Annotated in this window: 25 protein-coding genes and 1 pseudogene; 10 read left to right on the plus strand and 16 right to left on the minus strand. The window is 45.5% G+C overall.

All coding sequences use genetic code 11. The features are described from left to right. The first annotated feature begins 225 nt into the window (after positions 1-225). The 5 genes from QUB66_RS10545 (at position 226) to QUB66_RS10565 (ending at position 5,077) form a co-directional block, all read left to right on the plus strand. Complete coding sequence (locus QUB66_RS10545; protein ID WP_332969823.1) at positions 226-810, plus strand: TetR/AcrR family transcriptional regulator; 585 nt, start codon at positions 226-228, stop codon at positions 808-810. Between the two features lie 7 nt (positions 811-817). Then, a complete protein-coding gene (locus QUB66_RS10550; protein WP_332969822.1) occupies positions 818-2,320 on the plus strand; it encodes an efflux RND transporter periplasmic adaptor subunit in 1,503 nt (500 codons plus the stop codon). A gap of 13 nt (positions 2,321-2,333) precedes the next feature. Continuing rightward, positions 2,334-2,972, plus strand: a complete 639-nt coding sequence (locus QUB66_RS10555; protein ID WP_265235690.1) for a Vat family streptogramin A O-acetyltransferase — start codon at positions 2,334-2,336, stop codon at positions 2,970-2,972. Between the two features lie 118 nt (positions 2,973-3,090). Beyond that, on the plus strand, positions 3,091-4,245 hold the full coding sequence (devC, locus tag QUB66_RS10560) for an ABC transporter permease DevC (protein WP_265235691.1): 1,155 nt from the start codon (positions 3,091-3,093) through the stop codon (positions 4,243-4,245). 94 nt (positions 4,246-4,339) lie between these two features. After that, positions 4,340-5,077 carry a DevA family ABC transporter ATP-binding protein gene (locus QUB66_RS10565; RefSeq protein WP_332969821.1) on the plus strand — a complete coding sequence of 246 codons (738 nt, stop codon included), beginning with the start codon at positions 4,340-4,342 and terminating at the stop codon, positions 5,075-5,077. Here QUB66_RS10565 and QUB66_RS10570 read toward each other — a convergent pair whose 3' ends face one another. Further along, a complete protein-coding gene (locus QUB66_RS10570; protein WP_332969820.1) occupies positions 5,078-6,319 on the minus strand; it encodes a methionine gamma-lyase family protein in 1,242 nt (413 codons plus the stop codon). A gap of 80 nt (positions 6,320-6,399) precedes the next feature. Here QUB66_RS10570 and QUB66_RS10575 point away from each other — a divergent pair, with 80 nt between their 5' ends. Together QUB66_RS10575 and QUB66_RS10580 are read left to right on the plus strand one after the other, a co-directional pair. Then, the gene (locus tag QUB66_RS10575; protein ID WP_265235694.1) at positions 6,400-7,212 is read left to right on the plus strand and encodes an acyl-CoA desaturase; all 813 of its coding nucleotides are present in this window, start codon (positions 6,400-6,402) and stop codon (positions 7,210-7,212) included. A 487-nt stretch (positions 7,213-7,699) separates the two neighbouring features. Next, positions 7,700-8,515: an acyl-CoA desaturase gene (locus tag QUB66_RS10580; RefSeq protein WP_265235695.1), complete on the plus strand. Its 816-nt coding sequence runs from the start codon at positions 7,700-7,702 to the stop codon at positions 8,513-8,515. Between the two features lie 307 nt (positions 8,516-8,822). Here QUB66_RS10580 and QUB66_RS10585 read toward each other — a convergent pair whose 3' ends face one another. The 5 genes from QUB66_RS10585 to QUB66_RS10605 form a co-directional block, all read right to left on the minus strand. Next, positions 8,823-9,668 (minus strand): ABC transporter permease, encoded by an 846-nt coding sequence (locus QUB66_RS10585; RefSeq protein ID WP_265235696.1) that lies wholly within the window; start codon positions 9,666-9,668, stop codon positions 8,823-8,825. A gap of 174 nt (positions 9,669-9,842) precedes the next feature. After that, on the minus strand, positions 9,843-10,754 hold the full coding sequence (locus QUB66_RS10590) for an ABC transporter permease (protein ID WP_265235697.1): 912 nt from the start codon (positions 10,752-10,754) through the stop codon (positions 9,843-9,845). A 153-nt stretch (positions 10,755-10,907) separates the two neighbouring features. Continuing rightward, positions 10,908-12,038 (minus strand): ABC transporter substrate-binding protein, encoded by a 1,131-nt coding sequence (locus QUB66_RS10595; protein ID WP_332969818.1) that lies wholly within the window; start codon positions 12,036-12,038, stop codon positions 10,908-10,910. A gap of 186 nt (positions 12,039-12,224) precedes the next feature. After that, a complete protein-coding gene (locus tag QUB66_RS10600; RefSeq protein ID WP_265235699.1) occupies positions 12,225-13,355 on the minus strand; it encodes an ABC transporter ATP-binding protein in 1,131 nt (376 codons plus the stop codon). 312 nt (positions 13,356-13,667) lie between these two features. Then, entirely contained in the window at positions 13,668-14,237 is a 570-nt protein-coding gene (locus QUB66_RS10605; RefSeq protein ID WP_265235729.1) for a DUF4340 domain-containing protein, read from the minus strand. A gap of 25 nt (positions 14,238-14,262) precedes the next feature. On the opposite strand from QUB66_RS10605, the gene QUB66_RS10610 reads away from it, so the two are divergent. Continuing rightward, positions 14,263-14,475, plus strand: coding sequence for a hypothetical protein (locus QUB66_RS10610; RefSeq protein ID WP_332969817.1), 213 nt, complete (start codon positions 14,263-14,265; stop codon positions 14,473-14,475). Between the two features lie 21 nt (positions 14,476-14,496). On the opposite strand, the gene QUB66_RS10615 is transcribed toward QUB66_RS10610, so the two are convergent. The 6 genes and pseudogenes from QUB66_RS10615 to QUB66_RS10640 form a co-directional block, all read right to left on the minus strand. After that, a complete protein-coding gene (locus QUB66_RS10615) occupies positions 14,497-14,784 on the minus strand; it encodes a hypothetical protein (protein WP_332969816.1) in 288 nt (95 codons plus the stop codon). After that, entirely contained in the window at positions 14,769-16,859 is a 2,091-nt protein-coding gene (locus QUB66_RS10620; protein ID WP_332969815.1) for a GldG family protein, read from the minus strand. Before QUB66_RS10620 ends, QUB66_RS10615 begins: the two co-directional genes overlap by 16 nt. A 44-nt stretch (positions 16,860-16,903) precedes the next feature. After that, positions 16,904-17,809: an Rpn family recombination-promoting nuclease/putative transposase gene (locus QUB66_RS10625; RefSeq protein WP_265235703.1), complete on the minus strand. Its 906-nt coding sequence runs from the start codon at positions 17,807-17,809 to the stop codon at positions 16,904-16,906. A 209-nt stretch (positions 17,810-18,018) separates the two neighbouring features. After that, positions 18,019-18,810: an ABC transporter permease gene (locus QUB66_RS10630; RefSeq protein WP_265235704.1), complete on the minus strand. Its 792-nt coding sequence runs from the start codon at positions 18,808-18,810 to the stop codon at positions 18,019-18,021. Between the two features lie 1,320 nt (positions 18,811-20,130). Continuing rightward, a pseudogene (locus tag QUB66_RS10635) lies at positions 20,131-21,153 on the minus strand (ABC transporter ATP-binding protein); the annotation flags it as partial. Positions 21,154-21,469: 316 nt separating this feature from the next. Then, entirely contained in the window at positions 21,470-21,697 is a 228-nt protein-coding gene (locus tag QUB66_RS10640; RefSeq protein WP_332970605.1) for a hypothetical protein, read from the minus strand. Between the two features lie 285 nt (positions 21,698-21,982). Here QUB66_RS10640 and QUB66_RS10645 point away from each other — a divergent pair, with 285 nt between their 5' ends. Then, on the plus strand, positions 21,983-22,180 hold the full coding sequence (locus tag QUB66_RS10645) for a helix-turn-helix transcriptional regulator (RefSeq protein ID WP_332970604.1): 198 nt from the start codon (positions 21,983-21,985) through the stop codon (positions 22,178-22,180). 208 nt (positions 22,181-22,388) lie between these two features. On the opposite strand, the gene QUB66_RS10650 is transcribed toward QUB66_RS10645, so the two are convergent. The 3 genes from QUB66_RS10650 to QUB66_RS10660 all read right to left on the minus strand — a co-directional run bounded on the left by QUB66_RS10650 (position 22,389) and on the right by QUB66_RS10660 (position 25,153). Continuing rightward, on the minus strand, positions 22,389-23,033 hold the full coding sequence (locus QUB66_RS10650; protein WP_332970603.1) for a Uma2 family endonuclease: 645 nt from the start codon (positions 23,031-23,033) through the stop codon (positions 22,389-22,391). Positions 23,034-23,141: 108 nt separating this feature from the next. Further along, positions 23,142-24,785, minus strand: a complete 1,644-nt coding sequence (locus QUB66_RS10655) for a trypsin-like peptidase domain-containing protein (protein ID WP_332970602.1) — start codon at positions 24,783-24,785, stop codon at positions 23,142-23,144. 161 nt (positions 24,786-24,946) lie between these two features. Further along, on the minus strand, positions 24,947-25,153 hold the full coding sequence (locus QUB66_RS10660; RefSeq protein ID WP_332970600.1) for a hypothetical protein: 207 nt from the start codon (positions 25,151-25,153) through the stop codon (positions 24,947-24,949). Between the two features lie 189 nt (positions 25,154-25,342). On the opposite strand from QUB66_RS10660, the gene QUB66_RS10665 reads away from it, so the two are divergent. Continuing rightward, positions 25,343-25,690, plus strand: a complete 348-nt coding sequence (locus tag QUB66_RS10665) for a DUF2442 domain-containing protein (protein WP_332970599.1) — start codon at positions 25,343-25,345, stop codon at positions 25,688-25,690. Between the two features lie 104 nt (positions 25,691-25,794). On the opposite strand, the gene QUB66_RS10670 is transcribed toward QUB66_RS10665, so the two are convergent. Further along, the gene (locus QUB66_RS10670) at positions 25,795-26,493 is read right to left on the minus strand and encodes a pirin family protein (RefSeq protein ID WP_265235711.1); all 699 of its coding nucleotides are present in this window, start codon (positions 26,491-26,493) and stop codon (positions 25,795-25,797) included. Positions 26,494-26,535: the final 42 nt, after the last annotated feature.

Raw genomic sequence — 26,535 nt, forward strand, 5'->3', positions numbered from 1 at the left:
CTAAAAATAATTTTACTGCACCCCTTGACAAGCTCTGCTAGTCTGTGCAAGATTAATTATAACAACTGTTCGATATACCTTATTTTTCCAAGCTCAGCCACCAAAAGCCTGTTTTGTAGTCGGTTATACTATATCGGATGTTCGATATAGGAATATTTAGTCGATCGCCCTTAAATCTCCGATAACCTAGGATCTGGAATCAAACATCAGAAGATCGATCGACCTATGCCAAAGATTGTTGACCGCGAATTGTACCGCAAAGAACTGCTGAACAAAAGTTTTGAGCTCTTTGCCGAAAAAGGCTATTCATCAGTCACAATGCGCGAAATTGCCTCGGAAATTGGAGTTTCTACAGGCACGCTTTACCACTATTTCCCTAGTAAAGAAAGTCTGTTCGAACAGTTAATTGAATACTTGAGCTATGAAGATACCAAAGAAGAAGCGCTGGCAGAATTGGGAAATCCGCCAACCCTAGGAGAAAGGATTCAAGAAATCATGGATTATATTGGGGAAAATGAAGATTACCTTACTAAAAATTTTTTGATTACATTTGATTTTTGTCAACACAAAACGCGCCAAGAAATTGAGAATAATCAGGCACTCCAGCAAGCGGGAAAGCGTTATGAAGAGGCAGTTTGTTGCTACTTGGGTATTTCCGATCCAGCAATTGCTATATTTATTATCAACTATGTTGACGGATTACTGGCAAGAAGATTTTATCAAGGTGAAAGGATATCTTTTGCGGAACAAGCGAATTTATTAAAAGAAATGCTACTAGCTTATTTAGAAAAAAAACAACCGCAAATATAGGAGGAATATGAATTTTCAATATTTCATCAAGCCTAAAAATAAATTGGTAATGGGATTAGTAATTGCTGGCGCTGCTATTAGTGTTGGTACAAGTATTTACGGCATTTCTCAGTTTGGATTTTTAGCTAAAAATGCTGAACCTTTACCCGTAGAAACGCCGCCACCCAGGAAAATCACGGCATTAGGAAGATTGGAACCGCTGGGGGAAGTGATTCGCTTGGGAGTGTCGCAGACGTTGGATGGCGATCGCATTGCGAAGCTTTTAGTCAAAGAGGGCGATCGCGTGAAAGCAGGGCAGTTGATCGCGATTTTGGATGCGGGCGATCGGCTAAAATCTGCTTTAGACGAAGCCAAAGAAAAAGTCAAAGTTGCTGAAGCCAGTTTAGCCAAGGTAAAAGCAGGCGCCAAGTCGGGAGAACTTGCAGCACAATCTGCCACAATTGGCAAGCTAAAAGCGGAATTGCAAGGAAATCAAGCGGCGCAACAAGCAACAGTCGATCGCATCCAAGCGCAATCGCGAGGTGAAAGAACCGCACAACAAGCAACTATCAGCAGAATCACCGCACAATGGCAAGGAGAAAGGAAAGCACAAACAGCAACAATTAGCAGAATAACTGCACAGTGGCAAGGAGAAAAAACAGCACAAACAGCCGCAATTAACAAATTAAAAGCCGAGTCTAATAATGCAGAAACCGAATATCTGCGGCACAAACAACTCGTTGACGAAGGCGCAATTTCTAAATCCGTAATGGACACCAAACGGCTGACGTTAGAAACAAGTCGCCAGCAAGTTAAAGAAGCCGAAGCAAATCTCAGCCGCATCAACAATACGGCAAAACAACAGCTTGAAGAAGCCGAAGCAAATCTTGCCCGAATTAACAGTACAGGAATTCAGCAACTTAATGAAGCCGAGGCAAATCTTGCCCGAATTAACAGTACAGGAATTCAGCAACTTAACGAAGCCGAAGCAAATCTCGATCGCATTAAAAATAGTGGTAGCGAACAAGGGAAAGAAGCCCAAGCAACTCTCGAAAGAATAGGCGAAGTTCGGCCCGTAGATATCCAAGTAGCGCAAACCGAAATCAACAGCGCCATCGCCCAAGTCAAGCGCGCCCAAACCGAATTAAATCAAGCTTACATCCGCACTCCGAACCCCGGAAAAATCCTGAAAATTCACACTCGCCCAGGGGAAAAAATCAGCGATAACGGGATTGCAGACGTGGGAGAAACTGAGCAAATGGTAGTCGTCGCCGAAGTTTACCAAACGGACATCGGCAAAATTAAGGTTGGACAAAAAGCAGCCGTTACCAGCCAAGCATTTTCAGGAGAATTAGCAGGAACAGTTAAAGAAATTGGGTTGAAAGTTAGTAAGCAAAACGTGTTTAGTAACCAGCCGGGAGAAAACTTAGACAGCCGAGTTGTGGAAGTTAAAATTCACTTAAATCCTGAAGCTAGCAAACAAGTTGCAGAATTGACCAATTTGCAGGTACAAGTAGCAATTCAAAATTAGGGAGATTCTGAAAATGGCAGAATTTGGACCTGATCCAAACCGACCTTATCCGATGGTAGACCAGCGCCGGGTTTGCTTTATCAAAAACTTTGTTAAATCGCCAAATATTATTGTCGGCGATTACTCGTACTACGACGATCCAATAGATCCAGAAAATTTTGAGAGAAACGTACTTTACCATTACGGGAGTGAGAAATTAATTATTGGTAAATTTTGTGCGATCGCCACCAGCGTCAAATTTATCATGAACGGTGCAAATCACAAACTCGACGGCATTTCTACCTATCCATTTCCTGTTTTTGGCAACGGCTGGGAAACGGCGATGAATCTATTAATCGAACTACCAAGTAAAGGCGATACTGTCATCGGCAATGATGTTTGGATCGGTTATGAGTCGGTGATTATGCCGGGAGTCAAAATCGGCGATGGTGCAATTATTGCTGCTAAATCTGTTGTGGTAAAAGATATTCCCGCTTACACGGTTGTTGGTGGAAATCCCGCAGGTTCAATCAAGCAGCGTTTTAGCGATGATGAGGTTGCACAACTGTTACAAATTCGCTGGTGGGATTGGGAGATTGATAAGATTTCACGCAATATTAATTTAATTATGCAATCTGATATTCCAGCGCTGATTAAGGCTGATCAGACTTAGGCACTCGCCCACAAAGAAACCGGGTTTTTCACCGATATTAAAGGCTGCGATGCAATATTTTCGTAAAAAACCGGGTTTCTGCCGACCGGATTATCCCAATTACTAATTCCCAAAATTTATGTTTCGCAAAACACCCCTTGCTTGGTTGCAAGTAACCAGAGAAAAAACTCGTCTTGCGGTTGCTATCGCCGGAATTGCCTTTGCAGATATTCTGATTTTTGTGCAATTAGGATTTCAAGATGCACTCTTCGATTCTGCTGTTAAGCCGCACGAAAGTTTACAGACAGATTTAGTTTTAATTAATCCTCAATTTGAAACTTTTGCTGCGGTAAAACAGTTCAACAGAGAGCGACTTTATCAAGCACAAGGAGTTGCAGGAGTCAAGTCCGTAAGTTCATTATATATTGGAATGGGACAGTGGCGAAATCCCACAAACCGCACTACGCGAGGGATTTTGATTTTTGGGATTGATCCGGGAAGCACTACATTTAATTTGCCGGATGTCAATCAAAAGCTAGCTAAAATTCAAATGTTCAATCATGTGTTGTTTGACCAAGCTTCTCGACCTGAATATGGCGAAATTGCCAATATTTTCAACAAAGAATCTACCCTCGAAACCGAACTAAACAAACGCAATATTCAAGTAGGAGGAGTCTTTACTCTTGGTACTTCTTTCGTGGCTGACGGTAATGTGATTGCTAGCGATTCTACATTCATGAATTTATTTCCCGATCGCAAACCGGATGAAATTGATGTGGGTTTAATTCAGTTGCAGCCTGGGGCTGATATTGTCAAAGTTCAGTCAATGTTGAAAGCTATATTGCCGGATGATGTCAAAGTTCTGACTTTAGCAGAATTTGCGGAAATTGAAAAGGCTTACTGGGGAAACGCCACCCCGATCGGCTTTATTTTCGGATTCGGTACAATCATCGGATTCATTGTTGGTCTGATTATTGTTTACCAAATTCTTTATTCGGATGTTTCGGATCACTTGGCTGAGTACGCGACTTTAAAAGCTATGGGATATAGCGATCGCTATTTAGTCGGAGTTTTAGTTCAGGAAGCTTTGTTATTAGCTGTTTTGGGCTTTATACCGGGAATTGTTTTGGCTAACGGATTGTATTCTTTGGCTCAATCTGCTACATTGCTACCGATTTCGATGACTGCAAATCGAGCGACTGTTGTGTTGGGTTTGACGATTGTGATGTGTACTGGTTCTGGGGCGCTGGCTTTGCGAAAATTGCAATCAGCCGATCCGGCAGATATTTTCTAGAACAAAACTCGGCGGTTGAAACCGATCCTACACAAACAAAGTCTGCCTCCGCCGACTGAAGAATAAGCGGTAAAATAAATCACCAAAAATCACTATGCAAACCCTAAATTCTCCCGCAAATTTCGATAAAAATATCATAAATAAACCAGTAATTTCAGTCAAAAATCTCAACCATTATTTCGGTCAAAGTTCCCTCAAAAAACAAGCTTTATTTGACATTAATCTCGATATTAACCCCGGTGAAATAGTAATTATGACGGGGCCCTCTGGTTCGGGGAAAACGACTTTATTGACGATGCTAGGCGGTCTGCGTTCGGCTCAAGAAGGGAGTCTCAATATTCTGGGGGAAGAAATACGCGGCGCTAGTAAGAATCAGTTAACTAAGTTGAGAAAGCAAATTGGTTATATTTTTCAAGCGCATAACTTGATGACGTTTTTGACGGCTAAGCAAAATGTGCGGATGTCTTTGGAATTACATAAGGAAATGCTGAATCAGAATATGGATGCTTTGTCAATATCAATGTTGGAAGCTGTGGGTTTGACCGATCGCGTTAATTATTACCCTGAAAATTTGTCGGGAGGACAAAAACAAAGGGTGGCGATCGCCCGCGCGTTAGTCAGTCGCCCTAAAATAGTTTTAGCGGACGAACCTACCGCGGCTTTAGATAAACAATCCGGGCGAGATGTGGTGGAGATCATGCAGACACTAGCAAAGGAACAAGGCTGCACGATTTTGCTAGTGACGCACGACAACCGTATTCTCGATATTGCCGATCGAATTATCTACATGGAAGACGGTCGATTAGTCACAAATTTAGCCGATCGACCTTAATCACATCTTCACGCTTGCCGGCCCTACAGCCTCGATCGCAGCTTCCAGGGCGATCGACACATGAGTCCAATGAGTTCCCCCTTGACAAAAAGCCACGTAAGGTTCCCGCAGAGGCCCATCAGCCGAAAACTCCGAGGTACTCCCATCAATAAAAGTACCTCCAGCCATCACCAATTGACTCTCGTACCCCGGCATCGGCGCCGGCACCGGATCTAAATACGAGCCGACTGGAGAATTTTGCTGAACCGCCCTACAAAAAGCAATTAACTTATCAGCAGAACCGAATTCGATCGCCTGAATCACATCTCTGCGCCTCGCCAAAGGAATCGGATTCACCCGATAACCCAACTTATAAAAAACATAAGCCGTCAAATGATTGCCCTTGATCGCCTCTCCTACGAAGCCAGGGGCCATGAACAAACCCTGAAACAGCAAGCGATTCAAATCAAAAGTCGCGCCCCCGCTGCTGCCGATTCCCGGCGCTGTCAAGCGACAAGTTGCCGCTTCTACCAAATCGGCCCGGCCGGCGACGTAACCACCCGCAGGGACGATCGTACCCCCCGGATTTTTGATCAAAGAACCAGCCATCAGATCCGCACCCACAGCAGTAGGTTCGCAATCCTCAACAAACTCCCCGTAACAATTATCAACAAAGCAAATTGTGTTAGGATTTTGATGTTTGACTAGATCGACGATTTTTTTAATTTCAGAAATAGACAGACTCGATCGCCAAGAATAACCGCAAGAGCGCTGGATAAAAACCAGGCGAGTTTTTGCTGAAATAGCAGAGCTCAATGCCTGCCAATCCATATTTCCTTCGCGAGTTAGAGGCAACTCACGGTAAAGGATGCCAAACTCAATCAGTGAACCTTGACCTTGCCCCCGCAAGCCGATCACTTCTTCTAAAGTATCGTAGGGAGAACCAGCAACTGCCAACATTTCGTCACCAGGACGTAGGATTCCAAACAGAGCACAGGCGATCGCGTGAGTACCCGAAACAAACTGTACCCGCACCGCCGCCGCCTCGGCCCCTACCACTTCGGCAAACACCCCGTCCAAAGTTTCCCGCCCTAAATCATCGTGGCCGTAACCCGTAACACCTGCAAAATGGTGGACTCCAACCCGGTGGCTGCGAAAAGCTTTTAAGACTCGTTGCAGATTTTGCTTGACTGTCGCGTCAATACCAGAAAAAATCTGAAAGAGTGCCTGTTCTGCTTCCTGTAGCCGTGAAACGCTATTCATCTATACCTCGCTCACCATTTGCGTGCGCGCTGCTGATTATCGCGTAAATGCGGCCCCTAGTTTGTAAACATAATATCTTCATGACGATTGCAACTTCCAAAAAAACTTCTCCTGATTGGCCTGTGGTAGGCTTTATGGCCTTTCTGCACATCGGCGCTCTATTTGCTCTGCTGCCGGGTAATTTTAGCTGGTCTGCTGTCGGCTTAGCAGTATTCCTGCACTGGGTAACAGGTGGTTTAGGGATCACCCTCGGATTTCACCGTCTTGTTACCCACCGTAGTTTTCAAACACCGAAATGGCTCGAATACTTCCTAGTGATTTGCGGTACTCTTTCCTGCGAAGGCGGCCCCATTGACTGGGTAGGAATGCACCGGTTACACCACATACATTCCGACACCGAAGAAGATCCCCACGATTCCAATCAAGGCTTCTGGTGGAGCCACATGGGTTGGATGATCTCAGATCTGCCGATGAGAGTTCAAATCCCCCGCTTTACAAAAGACATTGGCGACGACCCAGTATACAAGTTTCTCCAAGCATATTTTATCCCCATCCAAGTTGTCTTCGGTGTGCTGCTTTATTTATTAGGCGGCTGGTCTTTCGTGGTTTGGGGCGTATTTATGCGGATCGTGGTGGTGTTCCACTGCACCTGGCTGGTTAACAGCGCTACCCACAAATTCGGCTACCGCACCTACGAGTCGGGCGATCAATCGACCAACTGCTGGTGGGTTGCTGTACTCACCTACGGCGAAGGCTGGCACAACAACCACCACGCCTTCCAATACTCCGCTCGTCACGGTCTCCAATGGTGGGAAATCGACATCACCTGGATGACAATTCAACTGCTGGAATCACTGGGTTTGGCAACCAAAGTGAAATTACCAGCAGAATAGCTCGGCAATTAGTCATTGGTTGTCGGTCGTCAGTTTTGGACTAATGGCTCGTAACCAATGCCTAATGCTGTTTTGGCGATCGGGTTTTGGTTGGGTTCAACTGAGATTGAATCGTCTGGTGCGATCGACCCAACCAACACCATAATCAGTTATAATTGGTTTGGGAACAAAAATTTTTGTTTCGCAGCTAAAACTTTTAATTTCAAAATAAAACCTTCATTGAGTTGACAGTTGACACTTGACAGTTGACAGCACTTGACAAAAGAAGGAAGAGGATTGGAGTAATGAATAGTTTGATTTTAATTTCTCCCTACAAGGGTGGAGGCTTTAAACCAATTCTTTCTGGTAATTGTTTTTCAATCCTCATCCAAAATCTATCATTCATTCTTTATCAGTTTGGGCAAGTGTACAGCAAAACAGTTCACAACTCAATCCAAACTCTTATGCGTGAATCCCGGTCTGCATCTCATCAGAAATCAAAAACAGCATGACTTTAGCAACACAAGAAAAACTCCAATACAATTGGAAGCACGTTATTAGTTTAGCAGGACTTCACATCGGCGCTTTGTTCGCATTGCTTCCGAGTAACTTTAACTGGACAGCAGTTGGTTTAACAGTATTTATGCACTGGATAACCGGCGGTTTGGGAATAACTCTCGGATGGCACCGCCTGCTCACGCACCGCAGTTTTCAGACACCAAAATTCGTAGAATACTTTCTAGCATTTTGCGGTGCCCTTGCCTGTCAAGGAGGAATAATTGATTGGGTTGGGTTACACCGTTTACACCATACCCACTCTGACCAAAATGCGATCGACCCTCACAACGCCCAGAATGGTTTTTGGTGGAGCCACATCGGCTGGATGCTGTATAAAGGCCCCGCTCACGCTGAAATTTCCCGCTGCACAAAAGACATTTCGAGCGATCCGTTTTACCAATTTTTGCAAAACTACTTTCTCCCCATACAAATCGTCTTTGGCGTGTTGCTTTACTTCGCCGCAGGCTGGCCCTTTGTAGTTTGGGTGATTTTTGTCCGCTTAATTTTGGTGTATCACTGCACTTGGTTTGTGAACAGTGCAACTCACAAATTTGGCTACCGCACCTACGAAACTAAAGATAGTTCTACTAATTGTTGGTGGGTTGCGGTTTTGACTTACGGCGAAGGCTGGCACAACAACCACCACGCTTATCAATACTCTGCCCGTCATGGTATGAAATGGTGGGAATTTGACTTTACTTGGATGACAATTCAAGTCATGGAAGCACTCGGTTTGGCTAGTAAGGTGAAATTACCAGCAAAATAAGCTGTTGCGGCATTTAGATTGAATTTGTGGGGGCGGGCTAGAAGCTCACCTCACAATAATTTAAATGCGGATTAACTAAAAAGGTGAGTTAGCAGTAAAAACTACAAACTTAGGAAATAATGTCATTGCGCTTCGGGAAAGCAATCCCAGGGACTTGAGATTGCCACCCATAGCTCACAATGAAAAAAACATAATCCAATACGCTTGCGACAACAACCATAAATAAAATTAGCAAAAAGCCCTAACCAAGCGTACTGACAACTGACAACTGACAACTGACAACTGTCAACTGTCAACTGACAACTGACTAATTAGCCCGTTTTTGATCGCCCCTACCGCGCAAATATTCCGCTAAAAACGCCAATCCTCCCGAACCTACTATCAACAGCACGCTCAAAGCATTAATATCCGGTTTTACCCCAGTCCGAATCCGGCTAAAAATTTCCATCGGCAGAGTTGTAGTCCCGCTACCTGCGGTAAAACTCGCAATCAAAAAATCGTCCATGCTCAGGACAAAAGATAGCAGACAACCCGAAACAATTCCAGGTATTAATTGAGGTAGCAAAACCTGAATAAAAGCTTCAACAGGCGTTGCACCCAAATCTAAGGCAGCCTCTTCTAAATACGGGTTTAAATCTGCCAATCTAGTAGAAACAGCTAGGGCGATGTAAGCCAGACAAAACACAACGTGGGCGGCAACAATTGTCCATAAACTCAGAGGAATAGCTAGTGCCGCTAAAAATACCAGAGTAGCAACCGCGCTGGCAATGTCTGGAATAATAATCGGTAAGTAGGAAACTCCTTGATATAAACTTTTGCCGGGAAAGCGGTAGCGGGCTAAACCAACGGCCATCAAAGTTCCGAGTACAGCCGAGATTGCCACTGCACAAACAGCAACTGTTAAACTGTTTCTCAGGGCGATTAAAATCCGCGTATCGCTAAATAATTTAACGTACCAATCTAAAGTAAATCCTTCCCAGCCGGCGCTAAAACGCGATTTATTAAAGCTGTAAAATGTGAGTACCAGGATGGGCAGGTACATATAAAAAAACATCAAAACGGTGAATATTGCCTGCCAAGAAATCTTAAATTTAGGTTTTAAGTACATATCGGGTTGTATTTCCTCCTGTGGATTGTCGGCGGTATTTTCCATATCTCGTTAATCGGGAATTGGTAATAGTAATGGGTAATTTGTAATTGGTAATGGAGAATTAGTAATTGGGAATTGGTAATTGGGAATTGGTAATTGGGAATTGGGAATTAGGAAAAGTATAATTATTTTTCCCCTCTTCCTTCTTCCCTCTTCCTTCTTCCCTCTTCCTTCTTCTTAAACTGCATTACGATCGCCATATTTGAGTAAAAGTGCAATTCCGATACTCACTGCAAAAATTAATACCATACTCAGAGCCGATCCTAGCCCCCAATTTTGAGTCGCCCCCAAAAACTGATTGTAAATCAAACGAGCCGCCGTCATGCTGGAAGCTCCACCGAGCAACTCTGGATCTACAAAATCGCCCAAACAGCTAATAAATACTAGCAAAGAACCCGCCGCAATCCCTGGCATTGTCTGGGGTACTGTCACTTTCCAGAAAGTTTCTATCGGATTGGCACCCAAATCCTGAGACGCTTCTAGTAATCTGCGATCGAGCTTTTCCAAAGAAGCGTAGAGAATTGTTACGATATAAGGCAAATAGCTGTAAGCCATGCCGATTAAAACTGCGGAACTTTGATTTAGCAATTCTAGAGGAGGGATGCCGACAAGTGACAGCAGCGAGTTGAGAACGCCCGTAGGACGCAGAATTGTAATCCAAGCATACGATCGCAACAGCGAAGAAGTCCACAGCGGCAACACAAAGCCCAACAATGTTAAATTCCGCCACTTGGGGGAGACATTGAGGGCTATCCAGTAAGCGACGGGAAATCCCAGCAATAAACACAGAATAGTCGTTCCCGTGGCGAAAAAGAGCGATCGACCCATCACCTGCAAATTCAGCGGCTCAAACACTCGCAGGTAGTTGGCGATTCCCGAAGGATTCACCAAATCTCCCGGCTTAATATTTGGCACCAAACTAAGCTGAAAAATCACCAGAGTTGGTATTACTAATAATAAAACCAGAAACAAGCCAGAAGGGCCGAGCAATGCCAGCGGCCCAGCCCACTTAGACCACGGGGGAAGTGTTTCAGGCTTCGAGGGAGCATTGGGAGGAATAGGAGGGGGAGCTTTGGTGGAAACAGCCATAAATCAATTTTTTTTGAGTTTTTAACCGCAGATTAACGCAGATTAACGCGGATATAATATGGATCGAGTGGGCGATCGACTATGGGGGCGGATTGATGTAAAAATTGGGTAAAAGTCAGAGATTGCGCGTAAAATCCGCCCTACAGGTGACGATCAGCCGCTGGTTAACTTAGTCCAATAGCGATCGTACACTTCCATAAATTTGCCTACCGGAGCAACACCTTCGCAATTTCTTAAAACAGCTTCCGAGGGGAAAAGAATTTCGTTTTCGCGGACTTCCGGCGTTAACAAACTAAAAGCATCTTCCGAAGGAGTTGAAAAACTGAGCCGTTCGACTAAAGAAGCAGCAACATCCGGTTGCAGCATAAAGTTAATCCATTTGTAAGCTGCTTCGGAATTGGGAGCACCTTTCGGAATTACCAAAGTATCAGTCCACAGAGAAGAACCGCTTTTTGGCACGACATATTTCAATTTATCGTTGTCGGGAATTACTTCATTAGCATCAGAAGAATAACACATAGCTACCTTCAAATCCCCCGTCAACATTTGCGGCCGCCAAGCGTCTGTTGTGAAAGATGCGATCGCAGGTTTGAGTTCCACCAACTTTTCGTAAGCTTGTTTAACTTGCTCTGGGTTCGTAGAATTCAGAGAATAGCCCAGCATCCGCAACGCAGCGCCCATAACTTCTCGAACATCGCTGGCTAGCGTCATTCGCCTTGCTAACTCTTTTTTGTGCTCCCACAAATAGCCCCAATCTTCAGGAGCTTCTTTGAGTTGTTCGCTGTTGTAAATTAAGCCTGTCGTTCCCCAACTCAAAGGCACGCTGTAGCGGTTTCCTGGGTCATATACAGGGTTTTGGAACTGTTTTTTTAGGCGATCGAGTCCGCCCAAAATCGAGTGGTCTAATGGAGTCAACAGCCCCAGTTCCGTCATCTGAACCACCATGTAGTCAGACGGGTAAATGATGCTGTAGGCGCGGCCACCGCCGGCTTGAACTCTAGCCAGCATCTCTTCGTTGGAGCTAAACACGTCGGCGATGACGCGAATGCCGGTTTTTTCGGCAAAGCGATCGAGCAAAGCTTTATCGGTATAGCCTGCCCAAGTATAGATAAAAAGTTGGTCAGCAGCACCTTTGACGGGAGGAGCAGATTGTACGTCTGCAAGTCGCCAGCCACAACTCGAAAGAGCTAACCCTGAGATTGTCGCCGCCGAATTTTTTAGGAACTGACGGCGTGTCGAATTAGCCGGGAAAATCCTGGAAATTGGTAGATTTGTCGGAGGCACAGTTTGATTTTAGATTTTAGATTTTAGATTTTAGATTGGGGCATTGGGCATTGGGCATTGGGCGAAGCGAAGCGGAGGGATTGGGCATTGGGCATTGGTAATTGGAATTGGAATTGGGAATTCTCCCCCTCTCCCCCTCTCCCATTCTCCCCCTCTCCCAATCTCCCTCTCTCCCCCTCTCCCCCGTTAGGATCGATCGCCCAAAGCCAGACAATCAGTAGTCCCCCAGTAAGCATAAATCGGCGTGTGCGGGTCTGGGAAAGAGCCGCCGGTATTTGGCTGGCGCACAGTAATTTGATCGCCCGACGGTAACTCAACCACGTAATGAACGTGGGTGCCCATGTACATAGTATTTTTGAGCCGCCCTTCAAAACAGTTGACCGACACTTCCGGCTGGTAGAGATTCAAATATACTTTTTCGGGCCGGACGCTGACTACTACAGAGTCGCCGGTGACACCACTCCACATATCCGACTGCTGAACGATTATTTTCAGATTGGCTGATGTGCGAACTGTGAGAGTCGATCGGTCGATCGACTCCACCGTACCAGAAAACAAATTCGTATCACCAATAAAATCCGCCACAAAAGCCGTCTGCGGGCACTCATAAATTTCCTCTGGAGAGCCAATTTGCTCAATCCTGCCCTCGTGCATCACCGCAATCCGGTCAGAAAGACTCATCGCCTCTTCTTGGTCGTGAGTCACCATCACAAAAGTCAAACCCAACTCTTGATGCAAATTCGACAATTCCAACTGCATCTGCTTACGCAACTTCAAATCCAGAGCACCCAGGGGTTCATCCAGCAGTAGAACCGCCGGTCGATTTACCAGAGCTCTCGCCAAAGCCACCCGCTGCTGCTGGCCGCCCGACATTTGACCCGGAAACCTGTTGGCGAAAGATTCCATTTTCACCAATTGCAAAGCTTCCCGTACCCGTTCTTCTACTTCCGATTTCCCCAGCTTTTTAATCCGCAATCCAAAAGCAATATTGTCCCAGACATTCATGTGTCCGAACAGGGCGTAGCTTTGAAACACAGTATTTACCGGACGGCGGTAAGCTGGAGTATTAGTCATCGACTGGCCGCGAATCATCAATTCGCCCGCCGAGGGAGTCTCGAAACCAGCGATTAAACGCAGCGTGGTAGTCTTACCGCAGCCGGAGGGACCGAGAATGCTAAAAAATTCTCCTTGACGAATGCTAAGGTCAACTCCGCGAACTGCGGTTTCGCCGTTAAATACCTTAAAGACCTTGCGGAGTTCAACGTCAAGCGCTGTATCCGTTGCTGTCGTACCTTGGTTGAGTGCTGTCTGAAACATATTCGCCCTTTCCTGGGGTTAATGCACGCCGTTTGAATCCAGTTTAACTTTAGACTTTTCTGTATTTTAGGCGAGGAATGTTAGGAAGTCACAGGTTTTAGAATTTGTTCTTTAAATTCTATCTCAGGTTGCTCCTGCGCCCTACCGAATGTCTTGCGTCCTGCACCTGATACCATAGCCAAGATTGCCAAAGTCCTTTTAAGCAAATTTTCGGACGGGCTAGAAGCCCATCCCACAAGAAAAAAAAATTTTCGGATGGGCTTCTAGCCCGTCCTAAGTATTTTTGCAATTCAAGTCTCATCGACCTGACATCTATTGATTCTCAGGACTTGGTGTGGGAGATGGTGAGGGTGTTTGCGGCTTCTCTGGTTTGGGCGCTTCTGCTTTTTTCCACTCTGACAAAGGTCGCTGGACGGCATTTTTAAAGTCAAAAGGCACTAGCAGCACTGGTAAAGTTTGGGCTAAATTTTGAGGGGGCGCTTCCGCCGGATTGGCTTGGGCGTACAAGAAGCGGCCAGTAAAGTCTGTTTTGCCTAAAACTAGGCGATGAGTTTCCTGGTTGTCCAGCTTGACTGTGACTGTAGCTTGGGGTTTATCTAGACCGAATTCTGGCAGTTGAGCGGCGGTAATATCAATTGTACGATCGCTCTTTCCTGTTGCCAGCCTGTCCAGCAAAAAATCCACCGATGCCTGACTCGCGTGTGCTTGCACTGGCAATTTCATTTCCCAGCTAGAGTTACCTCCTTTCGTTGCATAAACTCGCTCAAAAGTCAAGATTTTTTCAGGAGTTTTGACTGTAAAGAATTGTACGCGATCGGACTTAAAAGTAAAAATTTTCTGTTTCTCTTCCTTAGCCGCTTCCTGTTTCGGAGACACTTGCATCTCGTACAAAGAAACGAACCCAATCATGCTTAGCGCGACGGCTATCAATATGAATGTATTTTTCTGCAATTTCATAAGTAGAAGGAAGAAGGAAGAAGGAAGAAGGAAGAAGGAAGAAGAAGGAAGAAGGAAGAGGGAAGAGGGAAGAAGGAAGAAGGAAGAAGAAGGAAGAGGGAAGAGGGAAGAAGGAAGAAGGAAGAAGGAAGAAGGAAGAAGATATACACAGACAGCTTTTTAGCGCTCCATATTTTACGCTTAATTAAGTGGATTTACTTAATAACGGGTAATTGGGAATTGGGAATTGGGAATGGGTATAAAAACAAGAAATAGGCAAAAGGGATAATCTTATTTTTGTCCTTCTTCCCTCTTCCTTCTTCCTTCTTCCTTCTAACGGGGAATTGAGAATTGGGAATTGGGAATTGGGAATTAGGAATGGGTATAAAAACAAGAAATAGGCAAAAGGGATAATCTTATTTTTGTCCTTCTTCCCTCTTCCTTCTTCCCTCTTCCTTCTTCCCTCTTCCTTCGTAATTATCTTCTCTTCCACCAGATAGCGCCACCAATTGCCAGTCCGAGTAAAGGCCAAATTAGCCAAGCTAAAACCAGCAATCCTACTTGGACGACAGTCATGTTAATCCGGCGGTTGGTAGCTTTTTTCGGACTAATAGAAAAGCTCTGTTGGTCTGGTTTACTCAACCAACTGACCGAGTTGAGAAACACGTCGCTATTGAGTTGTTGGTCGAACCAACCGTTGGTAATAAATTGAGATGTACCTATGACTACCATTCTCGCTGTTTTTTTAGGAATTGAAGGTACAGAAGGAGTTGCTATTGGACTGGGAGATGCTGTGGCTGTTGGTGTGGCTGTTGGTGTGGGCGAACTTCCGGGAGATATTGTGGCTGTTGGTGTTGGTGTTGGCAAACTTTCCGGGTCTTGTGTCGGAGATGCTGTGGGTATTGGCGAAATCGTCGGTAATGCTGGAGGCGTAGCTTCTTGGGAAACAATCACTGAGTAGCTGATGGGGGAAGCTACGGGCGAAGTTGTCGGCGATGGCGAAGTTGTCGGCGATGGCGAAGTTGTTGGCGATGGCGAAGTTGTCGGCGATGGCGAAGTTGTCGGCGATGGCGATGGTGATGTTGTTGGCGAAGTTGTTGGCGATGGCGAAGTTGTTGGCGATGGTGATGTTGTTGGCGAAGTTGTTGGCGATGGTGAAGTTGTTGGCGATGGCGAAGTTGTCGGCGATGGTGATGTTGTCGGCGATGGTGATGTTGTTGGCGAAGTTGTCGGGGATGCTTGGGGTGAAGGCGTGACGGGTGTTGGTGAGGGTGAGCGGTTTAAGGGAGTGGTGTCAGAACCCGATCGCACTAAAGCCACACCTAATAATAACGGGCCTTGTCGATCGGTCTTCTGATCGAACTCCAATTTCTTAGTCGTCAAATCGCTTTCCGCCCAACTTTCCTCACTCGTCCAAATCAGCGGTTTTTCCTCTATCCCTTCTACTGTCGAGATTTCCAAAGCACGCGCAAACGGATAAAATGAAATACCGTTGCCAAAACTTTGAGTAATCGGATGTTCGCCGTAGCGCCTAACTGTGGGAACCGTGACGCCGAGCCCGAATCTTTTACCATTATCGGAATAATCGATAGCCAAACGGGTGTCTAGTTTTACGCCCCATTCTTGCAGAAATTTGTCCAATCCCGTATTAATTGCCGGGTCTACCATTAGCAATAAACTGCCGCCGCGATCGAGATAAGCTTTTAGTGCTTTAATTTCTGTATCTACAAACGGTTTTTCCAACCCAGCAATAATTAAAGCATCTGCATCTTCCGGGACTTCTTTACGTTCGGTAAAATTCAGCGTTTGGGCTTTATAATACTTGTCTTTCAGAGCTTTTTCAGCTTGCTGAATTCCGCCTTGACCTTCTTTCAGCGGGCGTTCTCCTTTACCTTGCAAAAAGTATACTGTAGGAGTACGAGTGCTCAGAATTTCTTCTAAGCCATTGGTAAGTTTGATCTCCGAAAGACCTTGATTCGGGTCGCTACCAAAAGCCGTACCACCTTTTTGCAGCACCTGTTTTTTGTCACCAGATTGCAAGTAAACTTCTCCGATGCTGGTAATGCTAAATTCCCGGATTTTTCCGGGTTGAGTCTGGGGGTCAACAAACTCATATTGAAACTTTTCGCCTCCCTCGCGTTTGTAGGTTTGTAGTAATTCTTTAATTTGCGGGTTTTGGATGGGGTCAAATACCCAAACTTTGACTGGTTGTTGCAGGTTTCGCAATATTTGTTGAGTCTGGGGGGCGAGAGTAAATTGTTGGCTTTCGGTTAAGTCGATGCGGACGGGATAGCGAAATGCTATGAAGTTAATTACTCCCAGAATCACAAAGACGGCGATGGTAGCAATCAGGGCGTTGGTACTCGCTTGAGTGGAACGTCGCCCCCAAAAGCCTTGTTCGTTAGTCAAATATAGCAGCCAAAGTGCGATCGTCACTATTCCGGCAATCACTAGACCAACTGTGAGGGGTTCCCACGCTGCGGATACAAGTCTTGCTGTTAACCCGGCTGCGGTGAGGATGGGGCCCAGCCAAAAAACGTATTTCCAATTTGTTTTGCTAATTTTCATAACGTAAATATTATGTGACCAAATTCCGGTTAGAGAATGTTATTCTATATCCTATTAGCCTGCTGCAACCAGGCTGTCAAATCTGACAGACTGTTGAAATCCAGGACGGCATCTCCTAATTCTTCTAATTCCTGTACGCCTAATTGACGAATGCTGTTTTCTGTTTCCGGTTGTATTGTGCCTAAACGCCGCACGATTTGACGCAATATTAACGACTGTTGAGCGGTTTTTGTCACCTGTTCTTTTGCTAAATCTAGGGCAATCCGCTGGTCTTGAATCCACTCTTCTTCGTTCTGCAATTCATTTAATTCTTCCTGACTAAAGTTGTCCTCGCTGGCAATTCTAAAAGCTTTGTGTATTTCGGGAACTGCACTGAGTGTTTCTGGTACTGTCTCCAGGCTGCTGGTATTTTTGAGAAAGTAAATCCATTGGTCGGCTGCTGTTTCTAATTGTGCTAATTCTTTGCTAAATTTTGGCAATTCGACAAATACTAATTCTATTTCAGTATCTGGACTCTCAAACTTTTTATCTTTTTCTTTGAAAACAAACGTCGTCATAAATTCTGGCTGATTTTCCAACATTTCAAAGTCGGCAATTTTCAAGGAAATTACTGTTTTTAGTCTTTCATAGCGTTCTTCTCCTGTTAATTGCAGGCTGTAGGTTTTGGCAGCATTGTACAACACTCTGTTCTCGAAGGAAGGCACGTTGAGCAGTTGGATTTCAATGAGGGCTATTCTGCCGCAGTTAATAGTGGCTTTGACATCTAGGTGTGTGTCTGGGACTCCGAAAGTTTGATTTCCAGGTGGGGAGTCGATTATTTCTAAGTCTTCGATGACTGGCTGTGCTTCATAAAGGATGGCGTTTAAAAAATTAATTAGGATATCTTTGCTGTCGCAGGAACCGAATATTTTTTTGAACGCACAGTCGATTTTTGGATTGATAAATCTCATTGTTTTAAGCAATTAGTGGAATAACTAACATTAATTGGAAATGGGGCATTGGGCATTGGGCATTGGGCATTGGGAATGGGGCATTGGGCGAAGCGAAGCGGAGGGATTGGGCATTGGGCATTGGTGGTGTCTTCTTTAATGTGCAACTCTCCAAATCTCCTATTTTTCCACTCTTTCCTCTTTATTCCCCGAAGCCTTGCCTGATGCTTTTAAGAACGCTGATATCGCAGCGCATCGATGGATTGGGCGGTGAGAAATACTCCCAGAATGGTGTAACTGGCCAACATAATTAAACTGCTGGTATCAAAAACTCCCTTGACAAGATTAGTATAATTTGTGAGGAGTGACAACTGTCCTAATGCTGATCCGAAGGGACCGCCGATACTGACGGCGGCTGCATCGATTACCCACAGAAATAATACTAGAGCGAAGGTGAGAATGGCTGATAAAATTGTGCTGTCTGTGAGGGAGGAAATAAACATTCCGAGGGATAATACTGCGGCTGCTAGTAAGATTAAGCCGCCGTGTCCTAGTAGGAGGACACCGGCGGGTACGGGTGGGGTTGAGGAACTGAGGGCGATCGCCTCGCAGAACAGCAGGGGCAACAACATTGTGGTATAAAATGTTAAAACGCCGAGGAGTTTGCCCGTAGCAACTGCCCAGTTTGTTAAGGGCGATGTGGCTAAAAGTTCTAGGGTTCCGCGTTTGCGTTCTTCTGCGTAAAGTCCCATTGAAAGTGCGGGTAGCACGAACAGTGAAAGGGAACCCATGATTCGCAGAAATAGTTGCAGAAATTCGTAGGCTACATCGATGGGAGGTTCAGTAATTCCTGCTTGGTCTCGCTGGCTGATTTGGGGAATTAAGCCGTCGGGGGCGAGAAGAATGGCGATTAAAAAGTAGCCGGTGATCAGCCAAAAGACGGCGGCGATGGCGTATGCTAATGGCGATGCAAAATAGCTTTGCAGTTCTTTGCGATAAATGGCGATGATATTACTAATCATTACTAACCTGGGAATTGGGGATTTGGGATTGAGTAGTTGGTAATTGGTTCATTCTGTTTTGTCGGCGGGTGGGTGTGGTTCGCTGTCGTTGGTATTTTGGGGATTTGTTTCTATTTGTCGCTTTCTGGTAAGGGGTGGTGGTTCTGGTCGAGAATCGCTAGTCGGTTGTGGCTTTTTTTTAATTGGCCGATTTTTTACAACTGGTTGGGATTCTGGTTGAGAATGTTCGATCGACTTTGGTGTATCTAAAATCAGTTCGGGTTCTGGTTGAGAAGGTTCGATCGACTCTACCATTTGAACAATGAGCAGATTTTCGACAATCGGTTCTGGTTGAGAAGGCTCGATCGACTCTACCGTTTCGACAATGAGCAGATTTTCGACAATCGGTTCTGATTGAGAAGGCTCGATCGACTCTACCGTTTCGACAATGAGCAGATTTTCGACAATCGGTTCTGGTTGATAAGGCTCGATCGACTCTACCGTTTCGACAATGAGCAGATTTTCGACAATCGGTTCTGGTTGATAAGGCTCGATCGATTCTTGTCTTTCTACATTTTCCAGAAAATCTACCACTGGCTGCATTCCTGGTTCTAAATCGCTTATTTCCTCTGGTGTTTCTGTAATTGGTTCCGATTCTGGTTGAGAATAGTCGATCGACTCTACGGTTTCTGAAACTTCTAGATTTTGGACAATCGGTTCTGGTTGAGAATAGTCGATCGACTCTACGGTTTCGACAACTGGTTCGGATTCTGGTTGAGAAAGTGCGATCGACTCTTCTGTTTCTACAACTTCTAGATTTTCGACAACTGGTGCTGGTGGAGAAGGTTCTATCGGGGGTCTCTCACTTTTGTAAAAAATGTTTTTTATAAAAGTGAACATCCTGCTTGCTTGTTTAGATATCTGTAGCGAGTCAGATGATCGGGTTTCTGTGACACCCAAACTGAGATGGTTCCCTTTTATCGGCTGTACGGTTTCTGCAACTGGTTCTGATTCTGGTTGAGGATCTTCTCTCAACTCTACGGTTTCTGCAACTGGTTCTAATTCTGGTTGAGGATGTTCTATCGGCTGTACGGTTTCTGCAACTGGTTCTAATTCTGGTGCAGAATCATAAAGCAACTCTTCAGTTTCTGTAACTGGTTCCGATGCTGAATGAGAATCATAGAAAGACTCTTGTTTATCTGAAACTGGCAGATTTTCCGCGATGATCGTCGGTTGTGATTCCGATTGATGAGAATCCGCAATCGGTTGTGATTCCGATTGATGAGAATCCGCAATCGGTTGTGATTCCGATTGATGAGAATCCGCAATCGAATCTTGAATTTCTGTGACTTCTTGGAGATTTCGATCGACCTCCGGTTCGCTGTGCACCAGAAGATTTTCTTCCGGTTTTTTTTCAGCCGCTGTCAGCCTTAAAAACACATCTTCCAGAGTAGCGCGAGAGCGACGCATTTCACATAGTCCGAATCCAGAGGCGATAATAGCTGTAGCAATTTCTCGTCCCGGTTCTATGTCAGATTCGCACAATGCCCGCAGGCAGTAGCGACTGGCTAAAAATTGCTGGCTGGGAATCAATTCGATCGATCGAACTCCCGGCACATTTTCCAAAGAAGGCAACAGCAGACTGTTTACCAATTCCGCCTCGCCTTCAACTTCGAGTTCGTAACCCTCTCCCACTGCCAACTCTCCCATCAAATTTTCGGGAGTCCCCGCAGCGACGATTTTACCGCGATTGATGATGGTGACGCGGTTGCAAGTCATGCTGACTTCCGGCAGAATGTGGGTCGAAAGGATGATTGTGTGTTGGCCGCCGAGGCTTTTGATTAAATTGCGGACTTCGATAATTTGTCGCGGGTCGAGGCCGACGGTTGGTTCATCTAAGATAATAACTGGTGGATCGTGGACGATCGCCTGCGCGATACCAACTCGCTGTTTAAATCCTTTGGAAAGTTTGCGGATTAAAACTTTGCGTTTTTCAACGAGGCCGCAGCGTTCGATCGCGGAAGTAACTCGTCGCGCGCGATCGCCCGCAGGTACTTGCTTAATCCGCGCCACAAAAAACAGAAACCCTTCCACAGTCATTTCTGGATAAAGCGGCGGGTTTTCTGGCAGATAGCCGATGCGTTGTCTGACAGCCATCGAGTTTTCGTGAACATCGAGGCCGGCGATGCGGGCGGTACCGCTGGATGCGGGCAAATATCCCGCTAAAATCCGCATGGTTGTGGTTTTGCCAGCGCCGTTTGGCCCCAAAAAACCGAGAATTTCTCCTGATTCGACCGAGAAGGACACGTCCGCGATCGCTGCGGTCGAACCGTAAGTTTTGCTTAAGTGTTCTACTTCAATCATTTGTCAAAGTCATGTCGATTTGAGGTTTGAGATTTGAGATTTTAGGTTGACTCGGTCAACCACAGGCGGGACGGCTGCTCCACTAAGTGCAGAGTCCCGTCAGCACAGCGAGCCAATCGAATTTATAGCGCAAATTTTAATTTGATTTTGTTTTCCAGTGTAGTCCGGCAAGAACCAAATTTATCATAAGTGTCGATCGGACTTGGAAGCGAGACGCTAGGTAGTAGGGTACGGAGGGCGGTATTGTCGATGTGCATCGAATCGCTACCAACTGACGTACCCTACCAGTAGAGTCCTTGCCTAACCGAACCTTCAACTAGCTGCCTTCGATGTTGTTAGGCGCTGTTTCTAGGTTGATATCGGCATTAAAAACAATCACAAATTGAGCCTTGGGGATTAACTGCCGGACGATCCGCAGATAGCCGTCAGCATCGGAATGTCTGAAGAAATGGGCTACAGTGATTCGCTGCATATTGGGAAGCAGGCGAACAACCAACCACCTGTTAAGGCGCTGTTTGTAGGGCATAATTAAGTTTGTCTCCATTTTGTGTTGGAGCCAAAGCCAGTTCAATGCTTGTCGAGGGCGCGGACTGGCTTTTGACCGTTGTTAGACTTTGTGTCTATCTCTAGATTAAGACACGAACTACATATAGTCAACTGAATAAATAGAATAAACCTGAGATGTTGCACCATTGTCAAGAACGGGCTCTCCGGCCCGTTCCACAAAAAATGAATTTTCTTGTGGAACAGGCCGAAAAGCCTGTTCCTAAACAAGTAATTGAGAATGGTGCAATATCTCAGATAAACTGAACTAAGTACGGGATAGATAATGACGCTGGGGCAAAAACTAAGAGAAAGACGTGAAAGTCTAGGTTTGACTCGAATACAAGTGGCAAGAGCGTGTAATGTGGTGGAATCCACAGTCATCAACTGGGAAACCGACAGACACGTCCCCAAGCTTTACCCAGCACAGATGAAAGCCCTGTGCGACTTATTGAAATTCTCGATCGAAGATTTAGTCGTGTAGCTTGGCGAGGTAATTTTTTTATAGTCCTGGACGCAGAAACCGGGTTTTTTTCCAAAAACACTGCATTTAAGCCTTTAACAAAAGTGAAAAACCCGGTTTCTTTGGTATTTATGCGTCCAATACTATTTGAGATACCCGACAACTTCTGCGAAGTCGAGTATCTCCTGGGTATTTTGTTTTTTTAAAGTGAGCTTATTTATATCGATTATTACTGCTGAAATTGAGCCAACAACCAAGCCCCTACCTGTGCTTGGTCTTGAGTCCGACTTCGGCGCAAGGCTTCTTCCAGCAAAGCAATAGTTAATCCCGGCAAAACTTCGGATTGCACAAGCCGCCGACTGCCATTATCAGCAATAATCGCAAAGGCAAGAATTTCTATTTTTTTTACGTCTATTACCCAGTATTCGGCGACTTTTAGTTCTTCGTAAAGCAATCGTTTTTGACCAATATCATCAGCCAAAGTTGAGTCAGCAACTTCGATGACTAAATCTGGCGGCGGGGTAACATCAAGACTTGCGATCGAAGTTCCTTGAGGTGCTAATTTAGCTCGACCTCCAATGTAGTAAGATACGTCTGGCTGACACTCTCGAACTCCTGGTTTCCGGTAGCTACATTTATTGAATCCATTAACAGAAAGACCTTTAATAGTGCAAAATAAGTTAACTGCTAAAAGTGCGATCGCACAATCGCTGGCACAATCAGGCCCTACCGACATAGTTTCAATCCTCATTTGTCCGTTGCGATAGTAGCATTTTGCTTTTTCATAAGCCGCGTTGTCTGCAATTTCGACGAATTCTTCCCAGCTAGCTACTACCCAGACATCTGTTGGCAATTGAGTCTTTAGTTCGCTCATATTTTTTTATGCCAAATATTTTAATCAAATAACACTACTCAATCAAATGTAAATATCTCTCTCTTTTTCCTCCTCTGCGCCCTCTGCGCCCTCTGCGGTTAAAAAATCTTAACTCCTTTTCCAAATCTTAATTTCCCCCAACCAACCAGCACTCACAATAGTCTTAGCATCTGCACTAATTGCCACAGCAGTAACATAGCCAGAATGACCGCTCAAATTACCCCTTAATTCGCCCGATCGCAAATCCCACACTTTCACACTCTTATCCCAACTCCCAGTAACCAGCATACTCCCATCCCGACTGATTGCCACAGACCAAACTCCGTCAGTATGCCCACTCAAACGCCGAATCAACTGCCCATTTCCGACATTCCACAAGCCAACAGTGCCGTTGCTGTTTCCGGCGGCCAAAGTTTTGCCATCGGGAGTAAAAGCTAGGGACAAAACAGACAAATTTTTGCCGCCAATCGTGCGAATTGCTGCACCTGTCGCTAAATTCCACAACCTAATTGAACCATCTTTACTGCCGCTAGCTAAAATTTTGCTGTCCGGGCTAATCGCCACAGCATTTATCAGCCCAGAATGCCCGGTCAAAGTCCGCAGCAATTCCCCAGTTTTCGCATTCCAAATCTTAATCGTTTTATCCCAACTGCCGCTGGCGATAAACTGACCGTCTGCACTGACGGCAACACTCGAAACTGCCCCAGAATGCCCGCTCAAAGTGCGTACAACCGCGCCTGTTTCTAAATTCCAAATTTTTACAGTTTTGTCATCGCTGCCGCTAGCTAACACGTTTCCGTCCGCACTCGTAGCCAATGCGTTTACCGATTCCGCGTGTCCTTGCAGCGTAGTTTTCAATTGTCCACCGGGAAAATTCCAAACTGAGATTGTGCCGTTGCTATTTCCTGTAGTAAAATAAGTGGAAGCAAGAGTAAGGGAACTGACAACTTCTGAAGGCGTTTTGATGGTATTTGTGGCGGCAAAGGCGATCGCACTTCCAGACTTCCGAGGCGGATTATTAACAGGAGTTTTCGGGTTTGTGGCTGTTGGCGATTGGGGAAGTGCAGGTAGTGAAATAGTCGATCGCCATTTCATGAAAGTATTGATTTCTATCCCCGCCGCCACGATTTTATCCGAATTTTCCTCTAACCTAACAATACCGTTAATTGCGACAACTCGCCCCGCATCGTCGAGCACAGGCCCGCCGCTCATCCCCGCTCTCACTAAGTTGTTGTATACCAAAGTATAACCGTTCCAGGGAGTTTGGCGGCCGGTAAGCTGACCTTCGGTGGCGATGAAAATCGGCTGTCTCAGGGAACCGCCGGATGTCGGCCAACCAGCCACATAAGCATTTTTTCCGGGAGTTGCGGCGGAATTTGCTAATTGAGCGAGGGGGTAGCTTTGAGGGCTGCTGAAGGGGACGATCGCTAAATCAGCACCGGGCATTCGCCGGATGAGATTGTATGATACAGAGTGAGCTTTGCCGTCGGGAGTTACAACCTCGTAATCGCCTGCTTTATCGACTACGTGCCAGTTGGTAAGAATATAGTATGTGCTACCTTGTTTCTCTAAAATTACTCCTGAACCGCCTTTTGGCCCCTGGATGCGCACGGTAATTTGTTTGGCGACGGTTTTTACTGCGTCGGCGGTTAAGGCTAGGGCGATTTGAGGTGATGTGAGTGGAATTAGGGCGATCGAGCTTAGGGCGATCGTAGCACTCAAAATAGCCGGAATTGTTCTGCTGTAGTTCATGATTGTGTCAATTTAACATACCCACATATCAACGGACGGATCGGTTTTCCGGTTTGTGGCGCGTTGACGGTTGAGAATGGCAGAGTGTTTGGGCGATCGAACTTTCAACATCCGCACCAGCCTCAAAATATTTGACACAGCCCTCTGGCTAGCAGAAAAATTTAGAATCGGGAACCGCACCTAGACTCAACAATAGCAACTGGCTGATCTCTATTCTTTTCTCGGCAAATCAGAATTTGAGCCAAACGCTGCTCGGAATAATACCCATTAGCCATCCAGCCGATGGGTGCGCCCGCGATCGCGCCGACTGCTAAACCAGTGATCAGGCTCAAAACAAGATGCTTTCTGGCGATCGGCTTTTGTTGCATAAAAATTTATCCTCAGCATTTACCCTTAGCAAAAATAGCATAAATAAAAGTTACTGTCTTCCTCCTATTTACTTATTTCCTAAGTAGTAACCCATGATTAAGTATCATGTTCTTCACAGTCCGTTTAACACAATCTCATGCGGCAATAATCAAATATCCAAAATTAACCAAACCGATGGCAAGAAATATATGGTATTTAGAAAATGGCAAAAAGAATTAACTGAGGAAAATCTCCTAGCTCAAATAGCAAAAGCCAAAGAAGCATGGAAAAACGCTGAGGATACAGAACCCCGCGCCGAATCCGTGCAGTATAACCAGTCGGAAGATTTAATAGTTATCAAACTGAAAAACGGTGCTATTTTTTGTTTTCCTCCAAGCCTTGCACAAGGCTTAGAAGGTGCTTCACCAGAACAACTTGCTGATGTTTGGCTGCCGCCTTCTGGCAGCAGCGTACACTGGGAAAGCTTAGATATTGATTTTAGCATTCCCGAACTTCTAGCAGGTATTTTTGGGACAAAATCTTGGATGGCTGATTAATTTATTAGTCCGCGAAGGCGGACTTTGTTTTTGTAGTAGCGGTTTCAACCGCCGAGTAATTTCAAATCCCCGACTCCAATAAATCGGGGATTTCGCATTCAATTCTATGCCAAATCAAACAGCAAAAATTCCGCATCTTCCGCCGCTTCAATCGTCAACTCAGCCTCATCACTAACCGCCGCCGCGTCCCCATTTTCTAAAGGCAAACCGTTGAGCAAAACCGAGCCGCGAGCAACTTGCACCCAAGCATGGCGATTTGGCTGCAAAGCATGAGAAACTCGCGAATTTTTATCCAAAACAGCCGCATACAAATCGACATCTTGATGCACTTTCACAGCACCATCTCTCGCATCTCGCGCCGCCACTAAGCGCAGTTTTCCGTGCCTTTCTGCTACGGGAAAATCCCGCTGTTCGTAACTTGGCTGCAATCCTTTTGTATCCGGTAATAGCCAGATTTGCAGCAAATGAACTGGCTCAGTTTGCGAGTGATTGAACTCGCTGTGCTGGATACCCGTACCCGCAGTCATTCGCTGCACTTCACCGGGTTTTATTGCTGCACCGGTTCCCAAACTGTCTTTGTGTTCTAATGCTCCTTCCAGTACATAGGTAATGATTTCCATGTCGCTGTGTCCGTGAGTCCCGAAACCTTTTCCAGGGCTAATCACATCCTCATTAATTACCCGCAAAGATCGAAAATTCATATAATTTGGATCGTAATAGTTGGCAAACGAAAATGTGTGGTAACTGTCCAACCAACCGCGATTAGCGTGTCCTCTTGCTTCACTTTTTCTGACGGTAATCATTTTCTGAATCCTCAGTGAAATTTATCGGGTATTTCTTTGATG

This window comes from Microcoleus sp. A2-C3 (assembly GCF_036706065.1).
GTDB lineage: Bacteria > Cyanobacteriota > Cyanobacteriia > Cyanobacteriales > Microcoleaceae > Microcoleus.